The organism is Burkholderia sp. MSMB1459WGS (genome assembly GCF_001534535.1).
GTDB lineage: Bacteria > Pseudomonadota > Gammaproteobacteria > Burkholderiales > Burkholderiaceae > Burkholderia.
Window position 1 is genome coordinate 419,105 of the sequence record NZ_LPMU01000044.1, and the last position, 18,094, is coordinate 437,198.

General features: G+C 58.9%; 18 protein-coding genes and 1 pseudogene. 9 read left to right on the forward strand and 10 right to left on the reverse strand.

The annotated features are described in order from the left end of the window. Positions 1-37: 37 nt before the first annotated feature. Positions 38-448 (forward strand): annotated as a pseudogene (locus tag WT97_RS18525) (TetR/AcrR family transcriptional regulator); the annotation flags it as partial. 364 nt (positions 449-812) lie between these two features. Here WT97_RS18525 and WT97_RS18530 read toward each other — a convergent pair. Beyond that, complete coding sequence (locus WT97_RS18530) at positions 813-1,730, reverse strand: AraC family transcriptional regulator (protein ID WP_060354009.1); 918 nt, start codon at positions 1,728-1,730, stop codon at positions 813-815. Between the two features lie 132 nt (positions 1,731-1,862). Between WT97_RS18530 and WT97_RS18535 the strand changes: the two genes are divergently transcribed. Further along, positions 1,863-2,585: an SDR family oxidoreductase gene (locus tag WT97_RS18535; protein WP_060354010.1), complete on the forward strand. Its 723-nt coding sequence runs from the start codon at positions 1,863-1,865 to the stop codon at positions 2,583-2,585. 134 nt (positions 2,586-2,719) lie between these two features. On the opposite strand, the gene WT97_RS18540 is transcribed toward WT97_RS18535, so the two are convergent. Continuing rightward, a complete protein-coding gene (locus tag WT97_RS18540) occupies positions 2,720-3,760 on the reverse strand; it encodes a LysR family transcriptional regulator (protein ID WP_257128514.1) in 1,041 nt (346 codons plus the stop codon). 114 nt (positions 3,761-3,874) lie between these two features. Here WT97_RS18540 and WT97_RS18545 point away from each other — a divergent pair, with 114 nt between their 5' ends. Further along, the gene (locus WT97_RS18545) at positions 3,875-4,513 is read left to right on the forward strand and encodes an NAD(P)H-dependent oxidoreductase (protein ID WP_060354012.1); all 639 of its coding nucleotides are present in this window, start codon (positions 3,875-3,877) and stop codon (positions 4,511-4,513) included. 152 nt (positions 4,514-4,665) lie between these two features. On the opposite strand, the gene WT97_RS18550 is transcribed toward WT97_RS18545, so the two are convergent. Continuing rightward, a complete protein-coding gene (locus WT97_RS18550; RefSeq protein ID WP_060354013.1) occupies positions 4,666-5,649 on the reverse strand; it encodes an AraC family transcriptional regulator in 984 nt (327 codons plus the stop codon). A 190-nt stretch (positions 5,650-5,839) separates the two neighbouring features. Here WT97_RS18550 and WT97_RS18555 point away from each other — a divergent pair, with 190 nt between their 5' ends. Both WT97_RS18555 and WT97_RS18560 read left to right on the forward strand, forming a co-directional pair. Continuing rightward, positions 5,840-6,574, forward strand: a complete 735-nt coding sequence (locus WT97_RS18555; RefSeq protein WP_060354014.1) for an SDR family NAD(P)-dependent oxidoreductase — start codon at positions 5,840-5,842, stop codon at positions 6,572-6,574. A 189-nt stretch (positions 6,575-6,763) separates the two neighbouring features. Next, entirely contained in the window at positions 6,764-7,318 is a 555-nt protein-coding gene (locus WT97_RS18560; RefSeq protein WP_306640860.1) for a flavin reductase family protein, read from the forward strand. A 62-nt stretch (positions 7,319-7,380) separates the two neighbouring features. On the opposite strand, the gene WT97_RS34165 is transcribed toward WT97_RS18560, so the two are convergent. Both WT97_RS34165 and WT97_RS18565 read right to left on the reverse strand, forming a co-directional pair. Further along, positions 7,381-7,596: a hypothetical protein gene (locus tag WT97_RS34165; RefSeq protein WP_156440277.1), complete on the reverse strand. Its 216-nt coding sequence runs from the start codon at positions 7,594-7,596 to the stop codon at positions 7,381-7,383. 116 nt (positions 7,597-7,712) lie between these two features. Beyond that, positions 7,713-8,717 carry an AraC family transcriptional regulator gene (locus WT97_RS18565; RefSeq protein ID WP_082751419.1) on the reverse strand — a complete coding sequence of 335 codons (1,005 nt, stop codon included), beginning with the start codon at positions 8,715-8,717 and terminating at the stop codon, positions 7,713-7,715. Between the two features lie 209 nt (positions 8,718-8,926). On the opposite strand from WT97_RS18565, the gene WT97_RS18570 reads away from it, so the two are divergent. Continuing rightward, on the forward strand, positions 8,927-9,835 hold the full coding sequence (locus WT97_RS18570; protein ID WP_060354016.1) for a polysaccharide deacetylase: 909 nt from the start codon (positions 8,927-8,929) through the stop codon (positions 9,833-9,835). 135 nt (positions 9,836-9,970) lie between these two features. Here WT97_RS18570 and WT97_RS18575 read toward each other — a convergent pair whose 3' ends face one another. Beyond that, the gene (locus WT97_RS18575) at positions 9,971-11,071 is read right to left on the reverse strand and encodes an NADH:flavin oxidoreductase/NADH oxidase (RefSeq protein WP_060354086.1); all 1,101 of its coding nucleotides are present in this window, start codon (positions 11,069-11,071) and stop codon (positions 9,971-9,973) included. Positions 11,072-11,214: 143 nt separating this feature from the next. Continuing rightward, complete coding sequence (locus WT97_RS18580; RefSeq protein ID WP_179949787.1) at positions 11,215-11,928, reverse strand: alpha/beta fold hydrolase; 714 nt, start codon at positions 11,926-11,928, stop codon at positions 11,215-11,217. Positions 11,929-12,847: 919 nt separating this feature from the next. On the opposite strand from WT97_RS18580, the gene WT97_RS18585 reads away from it, so the two are divergent. The 3 genes from WT97_RS18585 to WT97_RS18595 are packed head-to-tail and all read left to right on the forward strand — an operon-like array spanning position 12,848 to position 14,712. Continuing rightward, complete coding sequence (locus tag WT97_RS18585; RefSeq protein WP_156440278.1) at positions 12,848-13,666, forward strand: MipA/OmpV family protein; 819 nt, start codon at positions 12,848-12,850, stop codon at positions 13,664-13,666. A 10-nt stretch (positions 13,667-13,676) separates the two neighbouring features. Beyond that, entirely contained in the window at positions 13,677-14,408 is a 732-nt protein-coding gene (locus WT97_RS18590) for a response regulator transcription factor (protein ID WP_060354018.1), read from the forward strand. A 34-nt stretch (positions 14,409-14,442) separates the two neighbouring features. Beyond that, on the forward strand, positions 14,443-14,712 hold the full coding sequence (locus tag WT97_RS18595; RefSeq protein WP_060354019.1) for a histidine kinase dimerization/phospho-acceptor domain-containing protein: 270 nt from the start codon (positions 14,443-14,445) through the stop codon (positions 14,710-14,712). A gap of 114 nt (positions 14,713-14,826) precedes the next feature. Here the strand turns inward: WT97_RS18595 and WT97_RS35200 are convergent, their stop codons facing one another. The 3 genes from WT97_RS35200 to WT97_RS18600 all read right to left on the reverse strand — a co-directional run bounded on the left by WT97_RS35200 (position 14,827) and on the right by WT97_RS18600 (position 18,080). Beyond that, positions 14,827-15,192: a BON domain-containing protein gene (locus WT97_RS35200; RefSeq protein ID WP_082751421.1), complete on the reverse strand. Its 366-nt coding sequence runs from the start codon at positions 15,190-15,192 to the stop codon at positions 14,827-14,829. Between the two features lie 75 nt (positions 15,193-15,267). Beyond that, a complete protein-coding gene (locus WT97_RS33065) occupies positions 15,268-16,326 on the reverse strand; it encodes a porin (RefSeq protein ID WP_082751422.1) in 1,059 nt (352 codons plus the stop codon). A 317-nt stretch (positions 16,327-16,643) separates the two neighbouring features. After that, entirely contained in the window at positions 16,644-18,080 is a 1,437-nt protein-coding gene (locus tag WT97_RS18600) for an MFS transporter (protein ID WP_257128516.1), read from the reverse strand. Positions 18,081-18,094: the final 14 nt, after the last annotated feature.

The window sequence follows — 18,094 nt, forward strand, 5'->3', positions numbered from 1 at the left end:
CAATCAACCCCGGCGACAAGACCTTCCTCACAAGGCCGCTGGCGACGGGTACATCTCGAACCGGATGAGCGTACTGCGGGCCATCTCGGCGAACACGACGGGCAATGCTCTGGATTTTGTTCAACAGATCTTCGCCACATTCGCGGCGGAAATGGTCGCCACCGATTTCCAGTATGGATGCCTGATGCAGAACCTTGCGAACGAGCTGCCCGCGCTCGATGCTGAGCTGACCAGGCGGGTAGCGCGGGGTTTTGCTGACTCGACAGAAATTATTGCGGAGCACTTCAGGGGGTGTGCCTTCGGTTCCGCGCGAGCCTCGTCCACCGCTGCTGCACTGGTGGCCGCTCTTGAGGGCGCCCGCACGATCGCTCGTCTCGAGCGCTCGCCTGCTGTGTTCAAGGCGCTCGCGGAGGTCAGTGTCCGGAGATGGGCGACCCCAGACGGGTGATCGATCCACTGTTCCCGCCCGTACGATTCGCCGTCATGCGTCTGAGGGCGGTGGCGGCCGGCTGGCGGGGAGTGCACTTGATGCGCAAGTACTTCGGCCTGGCGGCGGCCAAGGTCATACGCCAACGCGGCGGATAATTCATTGGTGTGAGCCCGACGAGTTCCTTGAACCGGAGAGCGAAAGTCGTGCGCGATATGGCCGTCCCTGACCTGCGGCACCTGTCTGCCGAACGCGACCGGCCAGGCCGCACGATTGCTCGCGATGCAAAAGGGCTTGCCCCGCGCGAGCAGAAGGCGCCAGCCCCGTAGAACTTCGGTTCTGCGGGCCCTCTTTTCTTTTTCGACTCGCGCAGGAAGCGCACGCTTTATCGCTGTCGAACGGAGGCTGCGAACCGCTTCGGTGAAATTCCGACAACTCGGGTGAAAGCGGTGCTGAATGCGCTTGGTGATTGAAACCCGATAGACAGCCCGATTTCACCAATACCTCTCGTACCGAGTCGCAGTGCGTCCTTTGCCAGCGCCATACGCCAGTGCTGCAAATATTCGACGGGCGCCATCCCGACGGTCGTACGAAAACGAACGGCAAAAGCGGAACGTGAGACGCCGCAAAGCCGAGCCAGGTCGGCTACGGTCCAGTCCTTCCGCACATCGCGGTGGACGGCTGAGAGCGCACGCGCCACTATCGGGTCTTTTAGACCCGCGATCAGCCCCCCGTGCTGCGGCTGCGCAGAAAGCCGGGCACCGCGCAGAATTTCCACCAGGATCAATTCCATCAGATGTGCGACGACGAATTCGCTGCCAGGCCCTGGGTGCGAGGACTCTGCTTCGTTCATGCTCATCAGGGCGCGAATGCGCGGCGAGGACGTGTCGTTTCCCGGGATGTGAACCAGCGAAGGGAGCAGGCCCGTCAACAGGGTCTCGTTTGCCGTATCGAACAGAAATCGGCCACCGCGAAGGGTGACCGGCGACTTCGCGCCGCTGCCGACTCGCAGCGTCGTCTTTTTCGTCCGGGCGACTGCCGCCTCGCTGTCGACCGGTTCGATCGAGAGGTCCGAGCTGAGCACGAAGGGTGCATCAGTACGAACGAGGACAAAGTCGTTGGCGCGCAAACGCAAAGGCGGCACGCGCGGACGAACCAGCTGGCACTCCCCGCGTGACAGCCAGCAGAACAGGACATCGTCCCGCTTCCGAAACGATACCGCCCATGCTCCACGCCCCTCGAGGCCGCCCCACAGGGTGGCACGCGGTCGAAGCAGGCCGATCAGATCGAGGAAAGGATCCATATTTGGACGAGAGATAAAGTTTTTCGCATGTTTAGCTATCGACCGTACTTATACCGCGGCCTACGATGACTGGGCAATCGGCGGGTCCGCCGTATCGGGCCTCTTCATCGACACTCTTCGTGGATTCAGGTCATGCTAAAAGAAAAACGTATCGTCGTTCTTGGCGGGTCTCGCGGCATCGGCTTCGCCGTGGCCGAGCAGGCTGCGCTCGAAGGAGCCAGTATCGTCATCGTCGCCAGTCAGGCCAAAAGCGTCGCGGATGCGGTGGATCGACTCCCAAAAGGTTCTGCCACAGGCAGGGCCGTGGACTTGAAATCGGCGAATGCTACGGGACAGCTCTTCGCAGAACTGGGTGAGTTCGACCATCTGGCCTATACCGCGGGCGAGCCGCTTCCGTTCGGCTCACGCGTCGCGGACACCGACCTGGCGGCCGCTCGCGAATTCTTCGAGTTGCGTTATTGGGGCGTGCTTGCTGCGGTGCAGGCGGCAAGCCCCCATATGCGACGCGGCGGCTCGATCGTCTTGACTGGCGGAACTTCGGCACGACGCCCGCCGGCGGGCTTTGCCTTTGCGGCGAGCATTTGCGGGGCTATCGAGTCGCTAACGCGGGCCCTTGCCATCGAACTCGCTCCCATCCGGGTCAACGTGGTCGTGCCCGGAATGGTCGTCACCGATCTATGGTCCGGAATTCCGACCGAGACGCGCGAACACATTTTCCGCGAAACTGCTGCGAAGCTGCCCGTGGAGCGAGTTGGCATACCTCGCGATCTCGCTGAGGCCTACCTTTCGTTTATGCGAGGGGGTTACACGACTGGTCAAGCTGTGGTCGTGGATGGCGGTGGAACGCTCGTGTAGTCGTTCCGCAAACCTCAGCTGCGTAGGGTAAATGAATGGATCGTGCACCACGCAGCGTCCAGGATGTCTGCCGTGCAGGGTTGCGTCGAGCCATTTCGATCTTGCAGAGGTCCTTGCCAGGAAACCCGAACGAGCTAGATTGCCGCGTTGACCTCCCATGGGAGACCCCTAGCAAACAGCGCGGTGATCCACTGAATGAAGGCATCAGTTCGTGCGGGCGTGAACTGTCGAGATGGTCGAACCAGAAAAATTCCTTCGTCTGCGTCGAAACGCCATTGCGGCAAGACACGGACCAGCGTGCCCGCCGCAAAGTCGCGCGCCATTGACCAGTCACCGAATGCGACAATACCGATACCCTGGCGCGCCGCTTCCAGCAGGGCACCGATATCGTTTGAACGGTAATTTCCCGCAGGCAGGATCGTCTCGCGCAGGTTGCCCTTGCGCAGCCGCCATTCGGGCGTCGAGACCGGTCCGGTGTAGCGCAACAGGTTGTGGTGGGTCAATGCCGTTGGCGAGTCGGGAACCCCGTGGCGTTCGAGATAATCCGGCGAAGCACCGAGAACGATCCGGTGCTCGCCAAGCCTGCGGGCAACCAGCCGGCTGTCGCCGAGCGTACCAAGACGCAATGCGGCATCGAAGCCTTCGCCGACGAGATCGACATAGCGCTCGGCATAGTCAGCCTCGATTTCGAGGCCCGGATATTGCCGTGCGAAAGCCGGCAGCACTGGCGCAAGCCATTGCCGTCCCATCGCCGCCGGGAAAGCCAGGCGCAGGCGGCCCCGCAACTCGATGCCGCCGGCCGCTGCTTCCTGTTCGGCCTCGAAAATGGCGTCGGTCGCAGCCTGCAGGCGTTCGGCAAGCCGTGCGCCGGCTTCTGTCAGGCGAACGCTTCGCGTCGTTCTTTCGAGCAGGCGCACGCCAAGGCGTTGCTCCAGTGTGCTGATGCGCCTCGAAATGATCGTCGAATGGCGTTGGAGCGCCGCGGCGGCCGCAACGAACGAGCCTTCCCGTGCAACGGCGAGTAACGCGGCGTGTTCGTCGGCTCGACCCTGGTCCAGATTCATGGTTTTAACGTAAGGATGAAATCGTATTGCTGCAACCGATAATTGCTGCATGACGTGCAGCATTGTGCTGCATCGAGCCAGATTTTTCTTGTCTTGTGGCAACGCCATCATCTAGCGGGTTCATTTGGCGCCGGACCTTGCGCCGCCGATGCGGCGCTTCCTCGTGCAGCGCCGGTGGTTTCCAGCTCAATCCTTTGGATCTAACTCAATTGGGAAGAAGACAAGATGATGACCGTGAATGAAAGGCTCGCATGGCGCTACGCGACCAAGAAATATGACACGACGAAGACCGTGCCTGCCGAAAAGCTCGAACGCATCGTTGAAGCAGTACGACTGGCGCCGACGTCCAGCGGACTTCAGCCCTTCGAGTTGTTTGTCGTGAGCAATCCGGAAGTTCGCGCAAAGATCCGCGCCGCGGCCTGGGATCAATCGCAGGTTACCGACTGCTCGCATCTGCTGGTGTTCGCGGCGTGGGACGACATCACCGCCGGGCGCGTCAACATGATGTTCGACCTCACCAATGAGGTCCGCGGTTTCAGGAACGAAGGGTGGGAAAGCTATCGTCAAAAGCTGCTGGGCATCGTCGCCGAGAGAGGAGCCGAGGCCAACCATCAAGCCGCTGCACGGCAGGCCTATATCGGTTTGGGCATCGCACTGATTGCAGCAGCTTTCGAGGAAGTTGACGCCACACCAATGGAAGGATTCGACCCGGCAGCAGTCGATGAAATCCTCGGTCTGAATTCGAGGCAGCTGCGTAGCGTCGTTATCATGGCGCTGGGTTATCGATCCGCGGAAGGCGACTGGTTGGTGAACCTGAAGAAGGTGCGACGTAGCCTCGAAAACTTCGTCACGGAAATCATTTGAATCTGCACGGTATAAGTTCCGGCGCAAGCGTTGCCGGGCAGTGACTGGCGCATTCCACTGGTCCCGCTTTTTTGGAAACCTGTCTAACGCTGGAACAAAACCCTTGAATGAAAAAGGCCAAAGCGCCGCGTACGCCAACTCTGCCCGTCATGCTACGAACGCTTGATCGGCAACACGTCTTTCTCGGTTTGGTCCTGGTGCCCGAGACGATCTCCGTACCGCAATCGAGAAATATCGTGAACCGGTGCGGCACCGAAGAGGCGGCTGTATTCCCGGCTGAACTGCGAGGGGCTGCCATAACCCACGGTGTGGGCCGCCGAGGCGACATCGTAGAACTGGGTTAGCATCAGACGGCGGGCCTCATGTAACCGCAACTGCTTCTGGTACTGCAGTGGGCTCATCGATGTAATGGCTTTGAAGTGGTGATGGAGCGATGACACACTCATGTTCGCATGTCCGGCCAGAAACTCGATGCGTAGCGGTTCAGCATAATGATGTTTGAGCCATTCGATGGCTTTGCTGATCTTGTGGCTCTGACTGTCCACGAAGGTAAGGTGCCGCAGCCGCATGCCTTGTTCGCCGAGCAGGAGCCGATAAAGTAGTTCGCGCTCGATCAGCGGTGCGAGAATGGGAATATCACCTGGTGTTTTCAGGAGGCGGATGAGTCTGAGCCCCGTTTCGACGAGCGGCGCAGAAAACGCGCAGATCGAAAGCGCACCGCCTTCCGGAATACCGTCGGGCCTGGTCAGTCCCATATCGGTCATCAGGTTGGCGATGTGGGTCAGGTCCAGTTCGTACACAAAGCAGAGGTAAGGTTCGCCTGGTGAAGCCGAAACGACTTGCGCCATCAACGGAAGGTCTACCGACGTAATCAGATAGTGGGTGTGGCCATATTCGTACGCGTGTGTACCGAGCGTCACGCGCTTGCGCCCCTGTACTGCCATGACCAGTGATGCCTTGGTGACGCCGCACTCGGGCTCCGTGGCAGACGAATAGCGGAAAAGGGACAGCGAAGGAATAGCCGTCCGATGCTCTCCATCCGCAGGCGCCAAACTGCCGATGAGATTCACAAGTTCCATGCGTGCGGGCTCCAAGGCAGGAGCCGCGTCGAATCGGGAAAAGTCTGGATGGTTCATGAAATGTAGATTACGGTTTTGCGCAGATCGCTACGACGGGAAGCATAAATGTCTTGATGTTATCGCCGTCCCCCGTGACGTACGATTTGCAGGATCGTGCATGCAATTTTGCAGAATCATTCTAGGGTCCAAAGGGCGTGGGCGCACAGAATCCAGGTGTTGCTCTTCCATCACCTGGAGATTGATTCGCATGACCTCTCTCAAAGGAAAAACCGTCATCGTCACGGGTGCCGCCAACGGTATTGGCCGTGCGGAAGCGGAATTGCTCGCCCGCTCGGGCGCGCACGTCGTGTTCACTGATCTGGACGAAGAAAACGGTACTGCGGCCGCGCAGCCGTTCGGTGACAACGCATTCTTTATCCGCCATGACGTATCGTCTGCCGCCGACTGGCAGAACGTGGTCGCGGTGACCATCGCCCGCTACGGCAAGCTGGACGGGCTGGTCAACAATGCGGGGATATATCGGCCGGGCACGCTGGCCGATACGACCGACGAGATTTTCGACTCCCAGGTTGCGGTCAACCAGAAAGGCACGTTCCTCGGCATGAAGTATGCGGCGGTGGAAATGAAGCGCACGGGTGGCGGTTCGATCATCAATACCTCATCGATCTGCGGCATCCGCGGTATTCGCGGCTGCATCGCCTACAACGCCACCAAATGGGCCGTGCGCGGTCTCACGCGGACGGCGGCGCTTGAGCTTGGAGAATACAGGATCCGGGTTAACGCAGTCCTGCCGGGCTTCATTGAAACGAAGATCATCGCCGTCAATCCACCGGAGATGAACGAGCAGGCGGCCAAAGATGCCGTGCTCGGCAGACTGGGGCAACCGGAAGACATCGCGTCGTTGACACGTTATCTGATCTCCGACGAAAGCGCGTTCGTGACCGGCGCGGACTTTCTCGCCGACGGCGGATATACGCTTTAACGAGCGTTAGTCCGTAACTGATTCCGGGTACGGATTGATGTCCTGGCGTCGCCAATGGCTGATGCCGGTCGGGCGTTTTTTCCGGCTGGCCGACTGCGGCCACCGCAGTAACGGTTGCGCTCGCAGTATTCAATCAAGACCCGATCGTTACGGATAGCGAGTCAACCTTACCCCTAAGGAGACGAGCCGATGTCCATGCAAGTCATGTCCACGCCCAAGGCATATCGCTTACTTGAGTCCGGGCCGATCGTTCTCGTGACCACCGCGTGTAACGGTACCCGCAACATCATGACGATGGGCTTTCACATGATGGTGCAACATCCTTCGTTGATCGGTGCCGTAATCGGTCCCTGGGACTACAGCTACCAAGCGCTGGTACAGACTGGAGAATGTGTCATCGCGATACCGACGGTGGATCTCGCCGCCACAATGGTCGATATCGGTAATTGTTGCGGGCGGGAGATCAACAAGTTCGAGAAATTCGGCCTGACGCCTCTTCCTGCGGGCGTGGTCGAAGCGCCCCTTATCGGGGAGTGCCTGGCGAACATTGAATGCAAGGTTGTTGACACCAGTCTGGTCGACAAGTACAGCCTTTTTATCCTCGAAGCGGTACAGATATGGACTGACACCGACAGGAAAGAGCGCCGCACTTTGCATCACAACGGCGATGGAACATTTACCGTCGATGGCAAAGTCCTGAACCTGCAGGACAGGATGGTGCTCTGGAAGCAATTCCAGGATTGATGATCGGCAGCGATCCTGTTCGTCGTCTTCGAGAACCTTGGCTTCGAATGTGTCGTCGTCGCTTAGCCAGAATGGTAGTGATCGCGAATCTGACACTGATTCAGGCGAGAAAGGATCGCCATGAAGAGTTGTCTGATAAGCAAGCAACGACGTACGTTCCCTTCGAGTGAGCCTAAAAAGGCTACCGTGCGTCGAGGCCGAAGCTCTGCCGGCATACCTGCGTCGGCTTCCTTCAGCGCCTCGATAATCTGCTCTCCGCTGACCCGCGACTTCTTCATGACAAGGGTTCTCCTGCGGCCTTGCCACTAACTTTACAGTGGGATACTCAAGAGGGGAAAGGTCAGACGCGCGACGCCGTCTATGCAGCAAGTCGAACCGCGAATTTACGGAGGCCTTAACCGGATGCTTCCAGGTTCCGTTTCCATCTCGTGGCGCTACAGCCGAAACTGGTCTGGAACCATCTGGAGAACGCGCTCAGACTACCAAACCCCAGTGCTTCGGCTGCCTCTGTCAATGACACTGTTTGCATACTGAGCAACCGCCTGGCCGTGTCGCACCGCACTTGCTGTAAAAGTGCGGAGTAGGACAGTCCCTTGTCTGCGAGTCGTCTATGGAGGGTGCGCCGATTCATTCCCAGACTGGACGCGAGGGTCTCGACGCTGCATCGCGAGTCGCGCAACTGCTGATGCATGAGCCACTCGACGCGTGCTTCGAAGTCTTCCGGCGAATGATTGAAGGTTTGCCCGAGCAGCGTTTTGGCGTGACGCCGGAGTACGGCGGATGAAGCGATCACCTTCAGGGACAACGCATCGCGTGAGAGCAGGATCCCGCTGACCATCTGGTCATAGCGGAGCTCGCATCGCATGAAGTTGCTTTGCACCAGTGTATGGGCGGGACGCGAATGTTCCTGACAGACCGCATCGGGTTGCCAGTCGGGTCCGACGAGCCAGCGAATCATCTGGACGATGCCGCAGGCGCAGTATTCCATGACGTGTATCGAAGGAATCTCGGACTCGATTCTGAACGTCAGCAGCGGCTTGTCGAAGCGTTCGTCAAGATCGATGAAGATGCCGTCGCAGTGGTGATGCAACTGCGTCGAATACGTGTGCAGCGCATCTCGTAGCGTTTCCTCTTCTCTCAACATAAGACTTACCAGTCCGTAGTCGGGAACACCGCGGGCAATCGCGACGCGCGCGCCGAAATCGGTGCGGGCCGACGCGGAAACCGACAAATCCAGGAGCCTGATCCACGCATCCAACGGAATCAGGCTGTCCGGACTCTCAGCGATGTCGCTGCTCAATCCAACCCGGGCCATTAGCGCTTTGCCGTCAATGCCGACGTCGCAAGCAGCGCGCAAATAGCCATGCAAGGTTGCGCTTCTGACAACTCGCTTGCGCATAACCGTTGTTTCTCGGAAGGGGAGGTGTGTCTCATATTGAAAAGTGTGAGGCACGGAATGTCAACGAAACAGAATCCCCAGGTTCCACAATGGTGATGGCTGACGGCGTTTCAAAGCTTTGCGCGAATTGCCGCCTCACACTGAGAAACGTCCCACATTGATGGGATTTTTAGACAACAACTGCGCGACGCGCAGATAGAGAGTCCGTGATGAGCGATCAGAATGCGATGCAACCTTGGCAATGGCCGGAACAGGAGTGGCGACGAATCGTGACCCACGTTCGTGCGGGGCGCAGTCTGCGTCCGGATAAATGGAAAGGCGGCGCGCGGGTTGCTGTCGCCCTGTCATTCGATTCGGATCACGAAACCAATGAGCTGCGTGATGGAGGCGGTTCGGTTAACCGTCTTTCGTGGGGACAGTATGGAAATCGGGTCGGTGTACCGCGCATCCTGTCGCTCCTCGAAAAGTACAGCGTTCCTGTCAGCTTCTATGTGCCTGCCGTCTCGGCGCTGCTGTACCCCGACGAGCAACGTCGCATTGTGGACGCTGGACACGAGATCGGAGTGCACGGGTGGATCCACGAGCTGAACTCGAAGCTGGAGTTCGCCGACGAACGGGATCTGCTCGGGCGCTCGATGGACACCCTTGAAAAGATTACCGGCAAACGTCCGACGGGCTTTCGATCGCCGTCGGGCGATTTTTCAAAAAATACGTTGCAGATTCTTCAGGATCTTGGGTTTGCCTACGACTCATCCCTGGGCGCCGACGACGATTGCTACGAACTGGAGATGGATGGCGAGCCTACCGGACTGGTTGAAATCCCGTTCGACTGGGTGCATGACGATGCCGTTTATTTCCTGATGCATCACTTTCAGGGGTTACGTCCCTATACGCCACCTTCGGACGTATTCGACATCTTCAGGCGGGAACTGGACGCCGCGTATGCGGAGGGCGGACTGTTCGAGCTCACGATGCATCAGCACGTGATCACGAATCGCTCGCGCATCTGGATTGTCGAGGAACTGATCAGGTTCGCGAAGAGCTTGCCCGACGGGGTATGGTTTGCCCGTCACGATGAAGTAGTGAATTACGCGCTGCAGAATGCGAAGCTTCGTTGAAGACCGGAGATGAGCTCAGGTAGCGTTGTACGTGCCGGCGGCCGCGAGGCCGGCGGCACGAAGACTAAATCGGATGGCGGATGCGACTGAGGATGCCAATCGCGGCATCGGGGTAGTCTCCCCGGGCAGGGCAAGTCAGACGAACAGATCGCGCAACCGGTTGGGTTGAGCGCGGAGATACTGTTTCGGTGCCTTGATTTGAACCCCGAAGTGAGCGGCGGCATGCCAGGGCCATCGCGGGTCGTACAGCACAGCTCTCGCGAGCGCAATCAGATCGGCGTCCCCGGTGCCGAGGATAGCTTCGGCCTGCTCGAACTCGGTGATCAGGCCAACGGCGATCACCGGCAGTGTGGTCGCCCGCTTTATCGCGCGTGCAAGAGGAACCTGATAGCCGGGTCCGATCGGGATTCGCTGTGCCGGGCTCGACCCGCCGCTCGAGACATTGATAGCGGCGCAGCCTCTCGCCTGTAATGCGTCGACAAAGGCGATCGTATCCTCGACGGACCAACCGCCTTCCACCCAATCGGTTGCGGACACCCGCATCGTCACGGGGCGGTCATGCGAAAACGCATCCCGCACCGCCTCGAAGACCTCCAGCGGAAACCGCATTCTGTTGGCCAGTGAGCCGCCGTACTCGTCCGTTCTCTGATTTGAGAGAGGCGAGAGAAACTCATGGAGCAGGTAGCCGTGCGCGCCAAGAATCTGGATGAAATCGAGAGCAAGCCGGGATGCGCGTCGCGCTGCGCTAGCGAACGCGTTGCGGATCGCCGCGAGACCGTCGCGGTCCAGTGCAGTCGGCGGCATCTCGCCGGACGTAAACGCGAGCGGTGACGGCGCATAGGCCGTCCAGCCGTCCGGCTGCCCAGGCGGAACCTGTGCACCGCCTTCCCACGACTTTTGTCGCGACGCTTTTCGCCCGGCATGATTGAGCTGAATGCCGATCGGCATGTCTGACCAGCGTCGGACGCCGCGCAGCACTCGCGCCATGGCGGCCTCGCAGTCGTCGGAATAAAGTCCTACGTCGCCACGGGTGTTGCGTCCGTCGGCCGTGACTGCTGTCGCCTCGATCGTAAGCAGTCCTGCGCCCGAGCTCGCCAGTTGCCCAAGGTGAATCAGGTGCCATTCGTTCATCTGCCCGTCTGCGGCCGAATATTGGGCCATCGGGGCAATCACGATGCGGTTGTCTAGTTTCAGGTTACCGATCTGGGTCGGTGTAAACAAGAGGGGGCGACTCATGAGAGGTCCGAGTGGCGCCCGCTGGGCGCCGTCCATATCTGTGGGGTGGGGTTGATTTCGAGGAAGTGCTTCAGGACGGATGGCGGCGAGACAAATCCCGTTGAACCGGAGCTCCTTGCAAGAGCGGTCGCCGCTCGACTGCCTCACGCATGCTTCAGCAATATCTCCGCAACCTCGCTTGCCTTGTCGATCATCAGATCGTGCCCGCCGTCCAATGAATAGACGTGAGTTTGAGGAAGATCGCGCTGCGCCTCGTACCACTCCGGGATAGGGCTTGGGATGCCGATGTCTTTCGAGTTGTAGATGAATACCTTCTTTGGTACTTTCTTGAACTTGCCAGTGAGAGACAGTTGCTGCGTAAAGCAAGCCAAAGGGTGCGACGTTAGTTTCGAGTCGGCCCACGCCTGATGTTCCTCGCCGACACCGAATACTTTCGAAGGCCAGTTTGCAACCTGCGTACCGCCGAGCGATGCGCTGAGTTCGGTGAACGGCAATAGCAGATTGGGCAACAATGAAAAGAGCGAGTCGCCGCTTTTTTCCGGGAGCGGGCCGTCGAGATAAACGAGCGAAGCAATCCGGTCGTGCAACTGGTCGGCAACCCCGGTAATGACGAGACAACCGTATGAGTGGCCGCAAAGCACGACATTGTCGAGGTCTCGCCACTTGATGAGGTTGGCGATATCGAGGATGTGAGTGTCCAGATTGATCGGTCCCAACGTCGAAAGATGAGAGCGTTCCCCGACTCCCGTTAGCGTGGGTGTCAGTACGCGGTGACCGGCAACTTCCAGAGAAGGGCGGAGTTTATCGAAGCACCAACCCCCGTGGAAAGCGCCGTGAACGAAGACGAAATTTGTCATGCTGAATGGACCTCTAGCGTTAACCATTCGGAACGCGCCGGCATGCAGGCAATACATTGCGCCACATTTCTCGGACATCCGATCCGCATTCCACGCAGATCGGTGCCGATACAGACTCGCGAATATGACCAACCGGCATCGACACGACTTCACCTACGCGAAGTTCGGTGTGCCGCCAACGACGCACCTGCCCCTAGCTGTTCCGATTCTATAGCTGTCCCGGCCGATGGGACGCGGCTCAGTCTACCGCCCCCGGCTTCTTTCACTTGATATTTTGGGACATAGATTTTTCATTTTGGGACAACTGACGCGATACAACCACCGATGTCACCCCGTGACGGCGCGCACCTCGGACGCATCCGTTCTCACATCGCGTCGGTGCACTCCAACACGACGGCAATGCACGTGACGTCCGGATTATCTTAAGAAGGCATTCGTGACGTTGCGGACGACGTTCCCTTATTGCGAATGTATCGAGTTCGCTGGAGCGGACCGCTCGTCGCCCTGGAACGAGGATCTGAAAGAAACGCCGAAGCTGGTAGCGAGCATTCTGGTTGAATTTCTTTGCGGCGATTCAGGTCTGCAAGACTCCGTAGACAAGAGGCGCTACTTACACTTACCGGCCTGATCTCCGTCTGCCGGGCGGGTTGGCATTCCGGTAAGTAAGCGGTAAGCCGAGTGCTCCTAGGCAACGCGGCAATTGAACCGCCGCGATTAATACAAAGGCGTGAATACCACAGAGAACCACAAGCGCCTACCCATGCGCGCTCGAAACCGCATGACTGACGCGTGCGGATTTTAGCTTCCAGGCCAGATACATCGTCTCGCCCGGTTCGCAGCCTTTTGATGAGTAAGTAACCGGTAAGTCGGTCGGTCTTAGAGTCGGCTCGGTCCCACCCCTCCACTTTGAGAAACGACTGTGATAAAAACTCTTTGCCGTAAGCATCCACTGCTGTTGGCTGTCACATCGGCCGTTCTGTATTCAGGCGCAGCCTGGGCGGACGGTGTCAGCGCAGCCCCTCCTGAGGCGGAAGACAATGGCTTCACCATTCTGAGCAATGCGACCAATGTGACCCACTGGGGACTCGGTGCGGCAGTGGGCATCGAGTCGTCGCCCTATAGGGGCGACAGCAGCCGGGTGTCGCCGATTCCGCTGATCTCCCTGGACAATAAATGGGTACACGCCTTCGGCACCACGGTCGACCTGAAGGTCGGCAAGTGGAGTGACGTGTCCTTCGCGCTGCGCGGCAAGTTCGACGTCTTCGGCGGCTACAAGGGGTCCGACGCGCCGATCCTGAACGGCATGGAGAATCGCAGCGGCGCGTTCTGGTACGGTCCGGCGCTCGCGTGGAAAACCACATTCGGCACGCTGTCGGGCGATTACCTGCTTGGCGGCAACAAAGGCGAGATGGCGAACCTCGAGTTCAGCAAGTCCTTCGATCTGGGCAACTGGTTGATCGAGCCGCATGCCGGTGTCGACTGGCTGAGCAGCAAGTACGTTAACTATTATTACGGCGTGCGACCATCCGAGGTGCGGGCGGGGCGGCCTGAATACACTGGCAAGGCGGCCTACAACACGTCGATCGGCACGCGGGTCGACTACAAGTTCACCCGCCATCAGATGGTGAGTGTCGACCTCGGCGTATCCCATCTCAGCAGCGGCATTACCGACAGCCCGATCGTCGGAAGGCGGTACATTCCGGGTGTCAAAATCGGCTACTTCTATCAATTCAAATGAGCGCTGCGTCATGTCGCGAGTCGCACTGATCGAAGACCACCAGCGCCTGGCCGCGATGGTGCGCCAGGCCCTGGCGGGCGCGGGAATCGAAACCGATCTGTTTTCCACTGTCTCCGAGGCCAGCTACGGTGTCAACCGGGGCGACTATGCGGTGCTGATCATCGATCGTGGATTGCCGGACGAGGATGGGCTCACCTTCCTGCGCGCGTTGCGTGCAGCAGGCCAGATGACGCCCTGCCTGATGCTGACCGCGCGCGATGCGCTGCACGACCGCGTGGACGGCCTCGAGAGTGGCGCCGACGATTATGTGACCAAGCCGTTTGCGATGAGCGAACTGGTCGCCCGGGTGCGTACGCTGATGCGCCGGCCGCCGACGCTGGCGGAACTGGTCGTGTCGTTCGCCGACATCACCGTGGACCCGCAGCAGCGCGCGATGCGCCGCGGCGCCGAGACGGTCATGCTCGCGCAGGCCGAATTGCAGATCATGCTGTGCCTTGTCAAGGCCGCCGGCCGGACCGTGCGGCACGCCGCACTCGAGCATGCCGCCTGGGGCTTGGGCGAGGCGGTCACACCGAACGCGCTGGAAGTGACCTTGCACCGGCTGCGCAAGAAGCTGACGGCGCTTGGCGCCGCAACACGACTGGCGAACATCCGGGGCGCAGGTTTCGCGCTGCAGGCCCCTAACGAAAACGGACCGGGTGGTTTGCCCGACCAACCTGCATCGCGAAAGAGGCGCGTATGAAACAACTGGTTCTGGTAGTCGAGCGCAATGCCACGTGTCGCGACGCGCTGCGTATCTCAACGCCTTCAACGAGTCGCTCGGCAGACTTGACAATGGCTTCACGGTGCAGCCCCAGTTTCTTGGCTCGGCCGCGCACGAACTGCAAACACCGCTTACCTTGATCCGAGGTCAGATCGAGTTGCAACCGGGGAGCGATGGCAAGGAACTGCTGTTTCGCGAGATCGATCTGATGGCGCGCCATGTTCGGCTGTTGCTCGATTTGGCCGAAGTCAGCGAGTCGAAGACCTTTACTTTGGCGAGGTGAGCAGTGTGGAGGTTGGGCAGGACGTCGTCGGCTACGAGGAGTGATCGCGCGCCGGCGTTTGAATCGCTGGTTCGCGAGACATGCGAACCAGCGTAAATCACATAGTGTGGTATCTCACTGAGTGGGTTGGGTAGCTAACCGAAGGCTTTCGCGAACGGACCTCACACCCTCGACGTTCCCCGCCGCCTGTACCGCGAGAGAAATTTGACCGGCTTCCTGGACCACTCCAGACAGGATGATGTTGCCGTCCGAAGCCTTAACAAATATTCCGGTAGCGTCTAGCCCCTTGACGTGCGACAGCGCCTTCAAGACGCGCTTTGATAAGGCCCGGTTGGCGGAGCGCACGGCTTTTTGCGATGTCGGTGCTGACGCCATTTCACCATTCGCGTTACCGCTCGCGGGCTGTCCCGGTTGCGCGACCGCATTTAATGTAAAGAGCAAGCACACCAATGTCATGCCTCTCACTGCAATCCGATTCATATCTGCTCCGACGAGTGGATGTTAAATTGCTGGCAAAATTGGCGGTAACTTGACGCGACTGCCGATACGCCGTCCCTAGAATTTTGTTTGTAGCCCGACCGATATGCCGGTGATACCGGAACTCCCGGGGCTGCGATTGAGAACCGCGATATTCGTCGGATCCTTCTTGTAGGCGCCGGAAAAATGATTTCGGTCGGCTTCCACGTAGATCTCGGTTCGCTTGGAAATAAAATATTCGCCTATCACATACGCAGTCTGCTTGTGACCACTGGCGCCTTTAACATTGCCCAGGTTACTGGCGATGTCATCGTAGTAGGCAGCAGTCACCGCAAATGCCGGCGTAACTTGCCAGACGACGCCGCCCTGCGGCACATCATCACGTCGCTGGGAAGGAGCTTTCGTCGATCCACTCACGGTTAATACCAGATAGCTGAGATAGGCGCGAACGGGTCCAATCTGCCACACGCCGCCGGCGTAGTAGTTTTGTGCCATCTGGCTTGCATCCGCATTGTAGGTGCGTTGATATGCAATACCGCCTCTTAGCGGTCCCGTATCGTAGCTGGCGGCCGCCGAATAGTTGGATCCTGCGCGCTGGTTCCCAGCGACACCGCCGAATGAATAGCTTGCACTAAGCTTTGCTCCGGCGAAGCCGTTTGTGTACTTCACGGAATTGTTGAAGCGGCTATCCAAAGTGAAAAAATTCACACCGAGAAGACCGCCCGGAGTGATCGCCGGATCTGCGCCGCCAATCTGTGACGGATCCAGAGAAATACCCAAATCCTCAAAGGAGCTGAACTGGCGTCCCATCGTCAGACGACCATAAGTCCCATCGAATCCAACATATGCCTGACGGGACCAAAGGACGTTATTTGTGGCCAAGGTGCCATTTGAGGAGTTGAAGCCGTTTTCCAGACGGAAAATGATCTTCACTCCACCGCCGATGTCTTCGGAGCCGGTCAGGCCGAACCGGTTCGGCGCGATAATGTTGGAATATTCGACTGTCGAGCCTCCCTTCGTTCCATTGACCCATCTGACGCCTCCGCCAACAATACCGTAGAGGCTCACACTTGACTGTGCATGCGCAAGATTGAATGCCGAGGAAAACAGGATTGCAGCAAGTGGACCCTTGTTCATTCGTAGACCTATATAAATAATCGAATTGTGATGGCCTAAACGTCACCGACAGTCGCGTCTGCCCGGCCCGGGGGCCAGCAGTGCGAGTTGACGGAAACGGTCTCCAGAGGCGTCTGTCTCCTCGACGCCAAAACATCTCTGCCGGAATGCCGCTTCAAGGAAGTTCAGCTTGGCGACAAACGGCAGATAAGACTGGCACTCTGACCGCGGCCTTTCGGTGCGGTCGGGAGCCGAAAATCATGGTTTCGTGCAGCGGGATGCGCCCGTCATACCGTCCGGGTCAAGAGATGACCCTCCAGTAGGAGTGGCTATCTTGATCACGGCTGCCCCGTTATTTCCTCAAAGGTCCTGTTGCGTGTTCTCGGGCCGGCCAGTCCGATGGTGACCACCGCGACGAGCATGCAGCCGCTGATCGTAAGGAACACGGTCGTGACTCCGCCACGCGTGAGAGCAAAGGCAACGATGTACCCGCTGATGGCTGCCGAAAGTCTCGTAAACGAGTACACGAAGCCAACGGCGCGGGCTCTTATGGACGTAGGGAAGATTTCGCTTTGGTAAGCATGACCGTGAAAGCTCAAGGCCGCATTCGCGAATGTCAATCCGATGCCCGTGCTGATCCAGCTAATGGGAGAGGCGGAGTGTGCGAAGACGACACCTAATACGATGGCGACCAGGCCAATTACGATGATCTGGTGCTTGCGCTCGAATCGATCTGCCAGCAACGCGACCAATATTGGGCCCAACGGCGCTGCAAGACTGACGCCGAAGGTATAAAAGAGGCTGTGCTGTAGCGGCACACCCTGCGCTTCCAGCAGCGTGGGGATCCAGTTGCTGAATCCGTAGTAGGCAATGTTCTGAAAGACGAAGTAGACGATCATCATCAACATCGCATTGCGCACGTAGCGAGGGGAAGTGCGGTGTGCCGTGCTGGGCCCTGTCGGCGCTGACACAACCGGTGCGGGCTGCACTCCAGGCGGCTCGCCAGCGTCAAAGGCGTCGAGCACGGCGTGCGCCTCCTCCCGACGTCCTTGCGACGCAAGCCAACGCGGGGACTCCGGCAAGTTTCGGCGAAATATCCAAAAAGCCGCAGCCCCCACCGCTGGAAGGAAGGTCAACCACCTCCACCCCGTAATGCCCAATATCGAGCGCGGGACCAGGACGGCCGCCAGCAGGGCTGCGATGGGGATTGCAGAATATTCGATGGATTTACCCATGCCGAACGCCTTGCCCCGGAGGTGCCTGGGCATGATTTCCACGATGAAGCAGTCGATTGCGACAGACTCGGCGCCAAGTCCGACACCTGCCAGGAATCGCCAGAAGCAGACCCAGATTGAGTCGTTCTGCAACCCCATGACAAACGTCGCGAGAGCGTAGGAGGCCAGCGCGTAGCCGAACACAGCCTTGCGACCGAACCGGTCTCCTAATCCTGCGAATCCGATCACACCGACATACAGGCCGAGGAAGGTAGCTGCTATGAAGGTTGCCTGGTCGGAAAATCCGAACAGGCCAGCATTCCCTGTTTTGAAAATCCCCGCTGCCACGAGTCCTGGAGAAAGGGGAGCCGTCAAAGCCAAGTCGTAAATTTCGAAGAAGCCGCCCACCGCGATCAGGGCGACCCATCCCCAAAGGCGCATCGACCCGTTCAGCGCGTCAATGCGCGCACCGATCTGAGCCACCGCAGCGGCATTCTCAGGATCGTTGCGGGCGGGCGCGCGACTTTCCGTGGCTCTTGCAGCCATCAATATCTTGTTCAATGTTGTCTCCTCCT

Coding starts and splice junctions, on each gene's coding strand:
- WT97_RS18565 (WP_082751419.1), bottom strand. CDS start 8,717: ATGCGCAAGCGAGTTGTCAGAAGCGCAACCTTGCATGGCTATTTGCGC.
- WT97_RS18545 (WP_060354012.1), top strand. CDS start 3,875: ATGATGACCGTGAATGAAAGGCTCGCATGGCGCTACGCGACCAAGAAA.
- WT97_RS18560 (WP_306640860.1), top strand. CDS start 6,764: ATGTCCATGCAAGTCATGTCCACGCCCAAGGCATATCGCTTACTTGAG.
- WT97_RS18550 (WP_060354013.1), bottom strand. CDS start 5,649: ATGAACCATCCAGACTTTTCCCGATTCGACGCGGCTCCTGCCTTGGAG.
- WT97_RS18540 (WP_257128514.1), bottom strand. CDS start 3,760: ATGATGGCGTTGCCACAAGACAAGAAAAATCTGGCTCGATGCAGCACA.
- WT97_RS18555 (WP_060354014.1), top strand. CDS start 5,840: ATGACCTCTCTCAAAGGAAAAACCGTCATCGTCACGGGTGCCGCCAAC.
- WT97_RS33065 (WP_082751422.1), bottom strand. CDS start 16,326: ATGAACAAGGGTCCACTTGCTGCAATCCTGTTTTCCTCGGCATTCAAT.
- WT97_RS18580 (WP_179949787.1), bottom strand. CDS start 11,928: ATGACAAATTTCGTCTTCGTTCACGGCGCTTTCCACGGGGGTTGGTGC.
- WT97_RS34165 (WP_156440277.1), bottom strand. CDS start 7,596: ATGAAGAAGTCGCGGGTCAGCGGAGAGCAGATTATCGAGGCGCTGAAG.
- WT97_RS18590 (WP_060354018.1), top strand. CDS start 13,677: ATGTCGCGAGTCGCACTGATCGAAGACCACCAGCGCCTGGCCGCGATG.
- WT97_RS18530 (WP_060354009.1), bottom strand. CDS start 1,730: ATGGATCCTTTCCTCGATCTGATCGGCCTGCTTCGACCGCGTGCCACC.
- WT97_RS18535 (WP_060354010.1), top strand. CDS start 1,863: ATGCTAAAAGAAAAACGTATCGTCGTTCTTGGCGGGTCTCGCGGCATC.
- WT97_RS18575 (WP_060354086.1), bottom strand. CDS start 11,071: ATGAGTCGCCCCCTCTTGTTTACACCGACCCAGATCGGTAACCTGAAA.
- WT97_RS18570 (WP_060354016.1), top strand. CDS start 8,927: ATGAGCGATCAGAATGCGATGCAACCTTGGCAATGGCCGGAACAGGAG.
- WT97_RS35200 (WP_082751421.1), bottom strand. CDS start 15,192: ATGAATCGGATTGCAGTGAGAGGCATGACATTGGTGTGCTTGCTCTTT.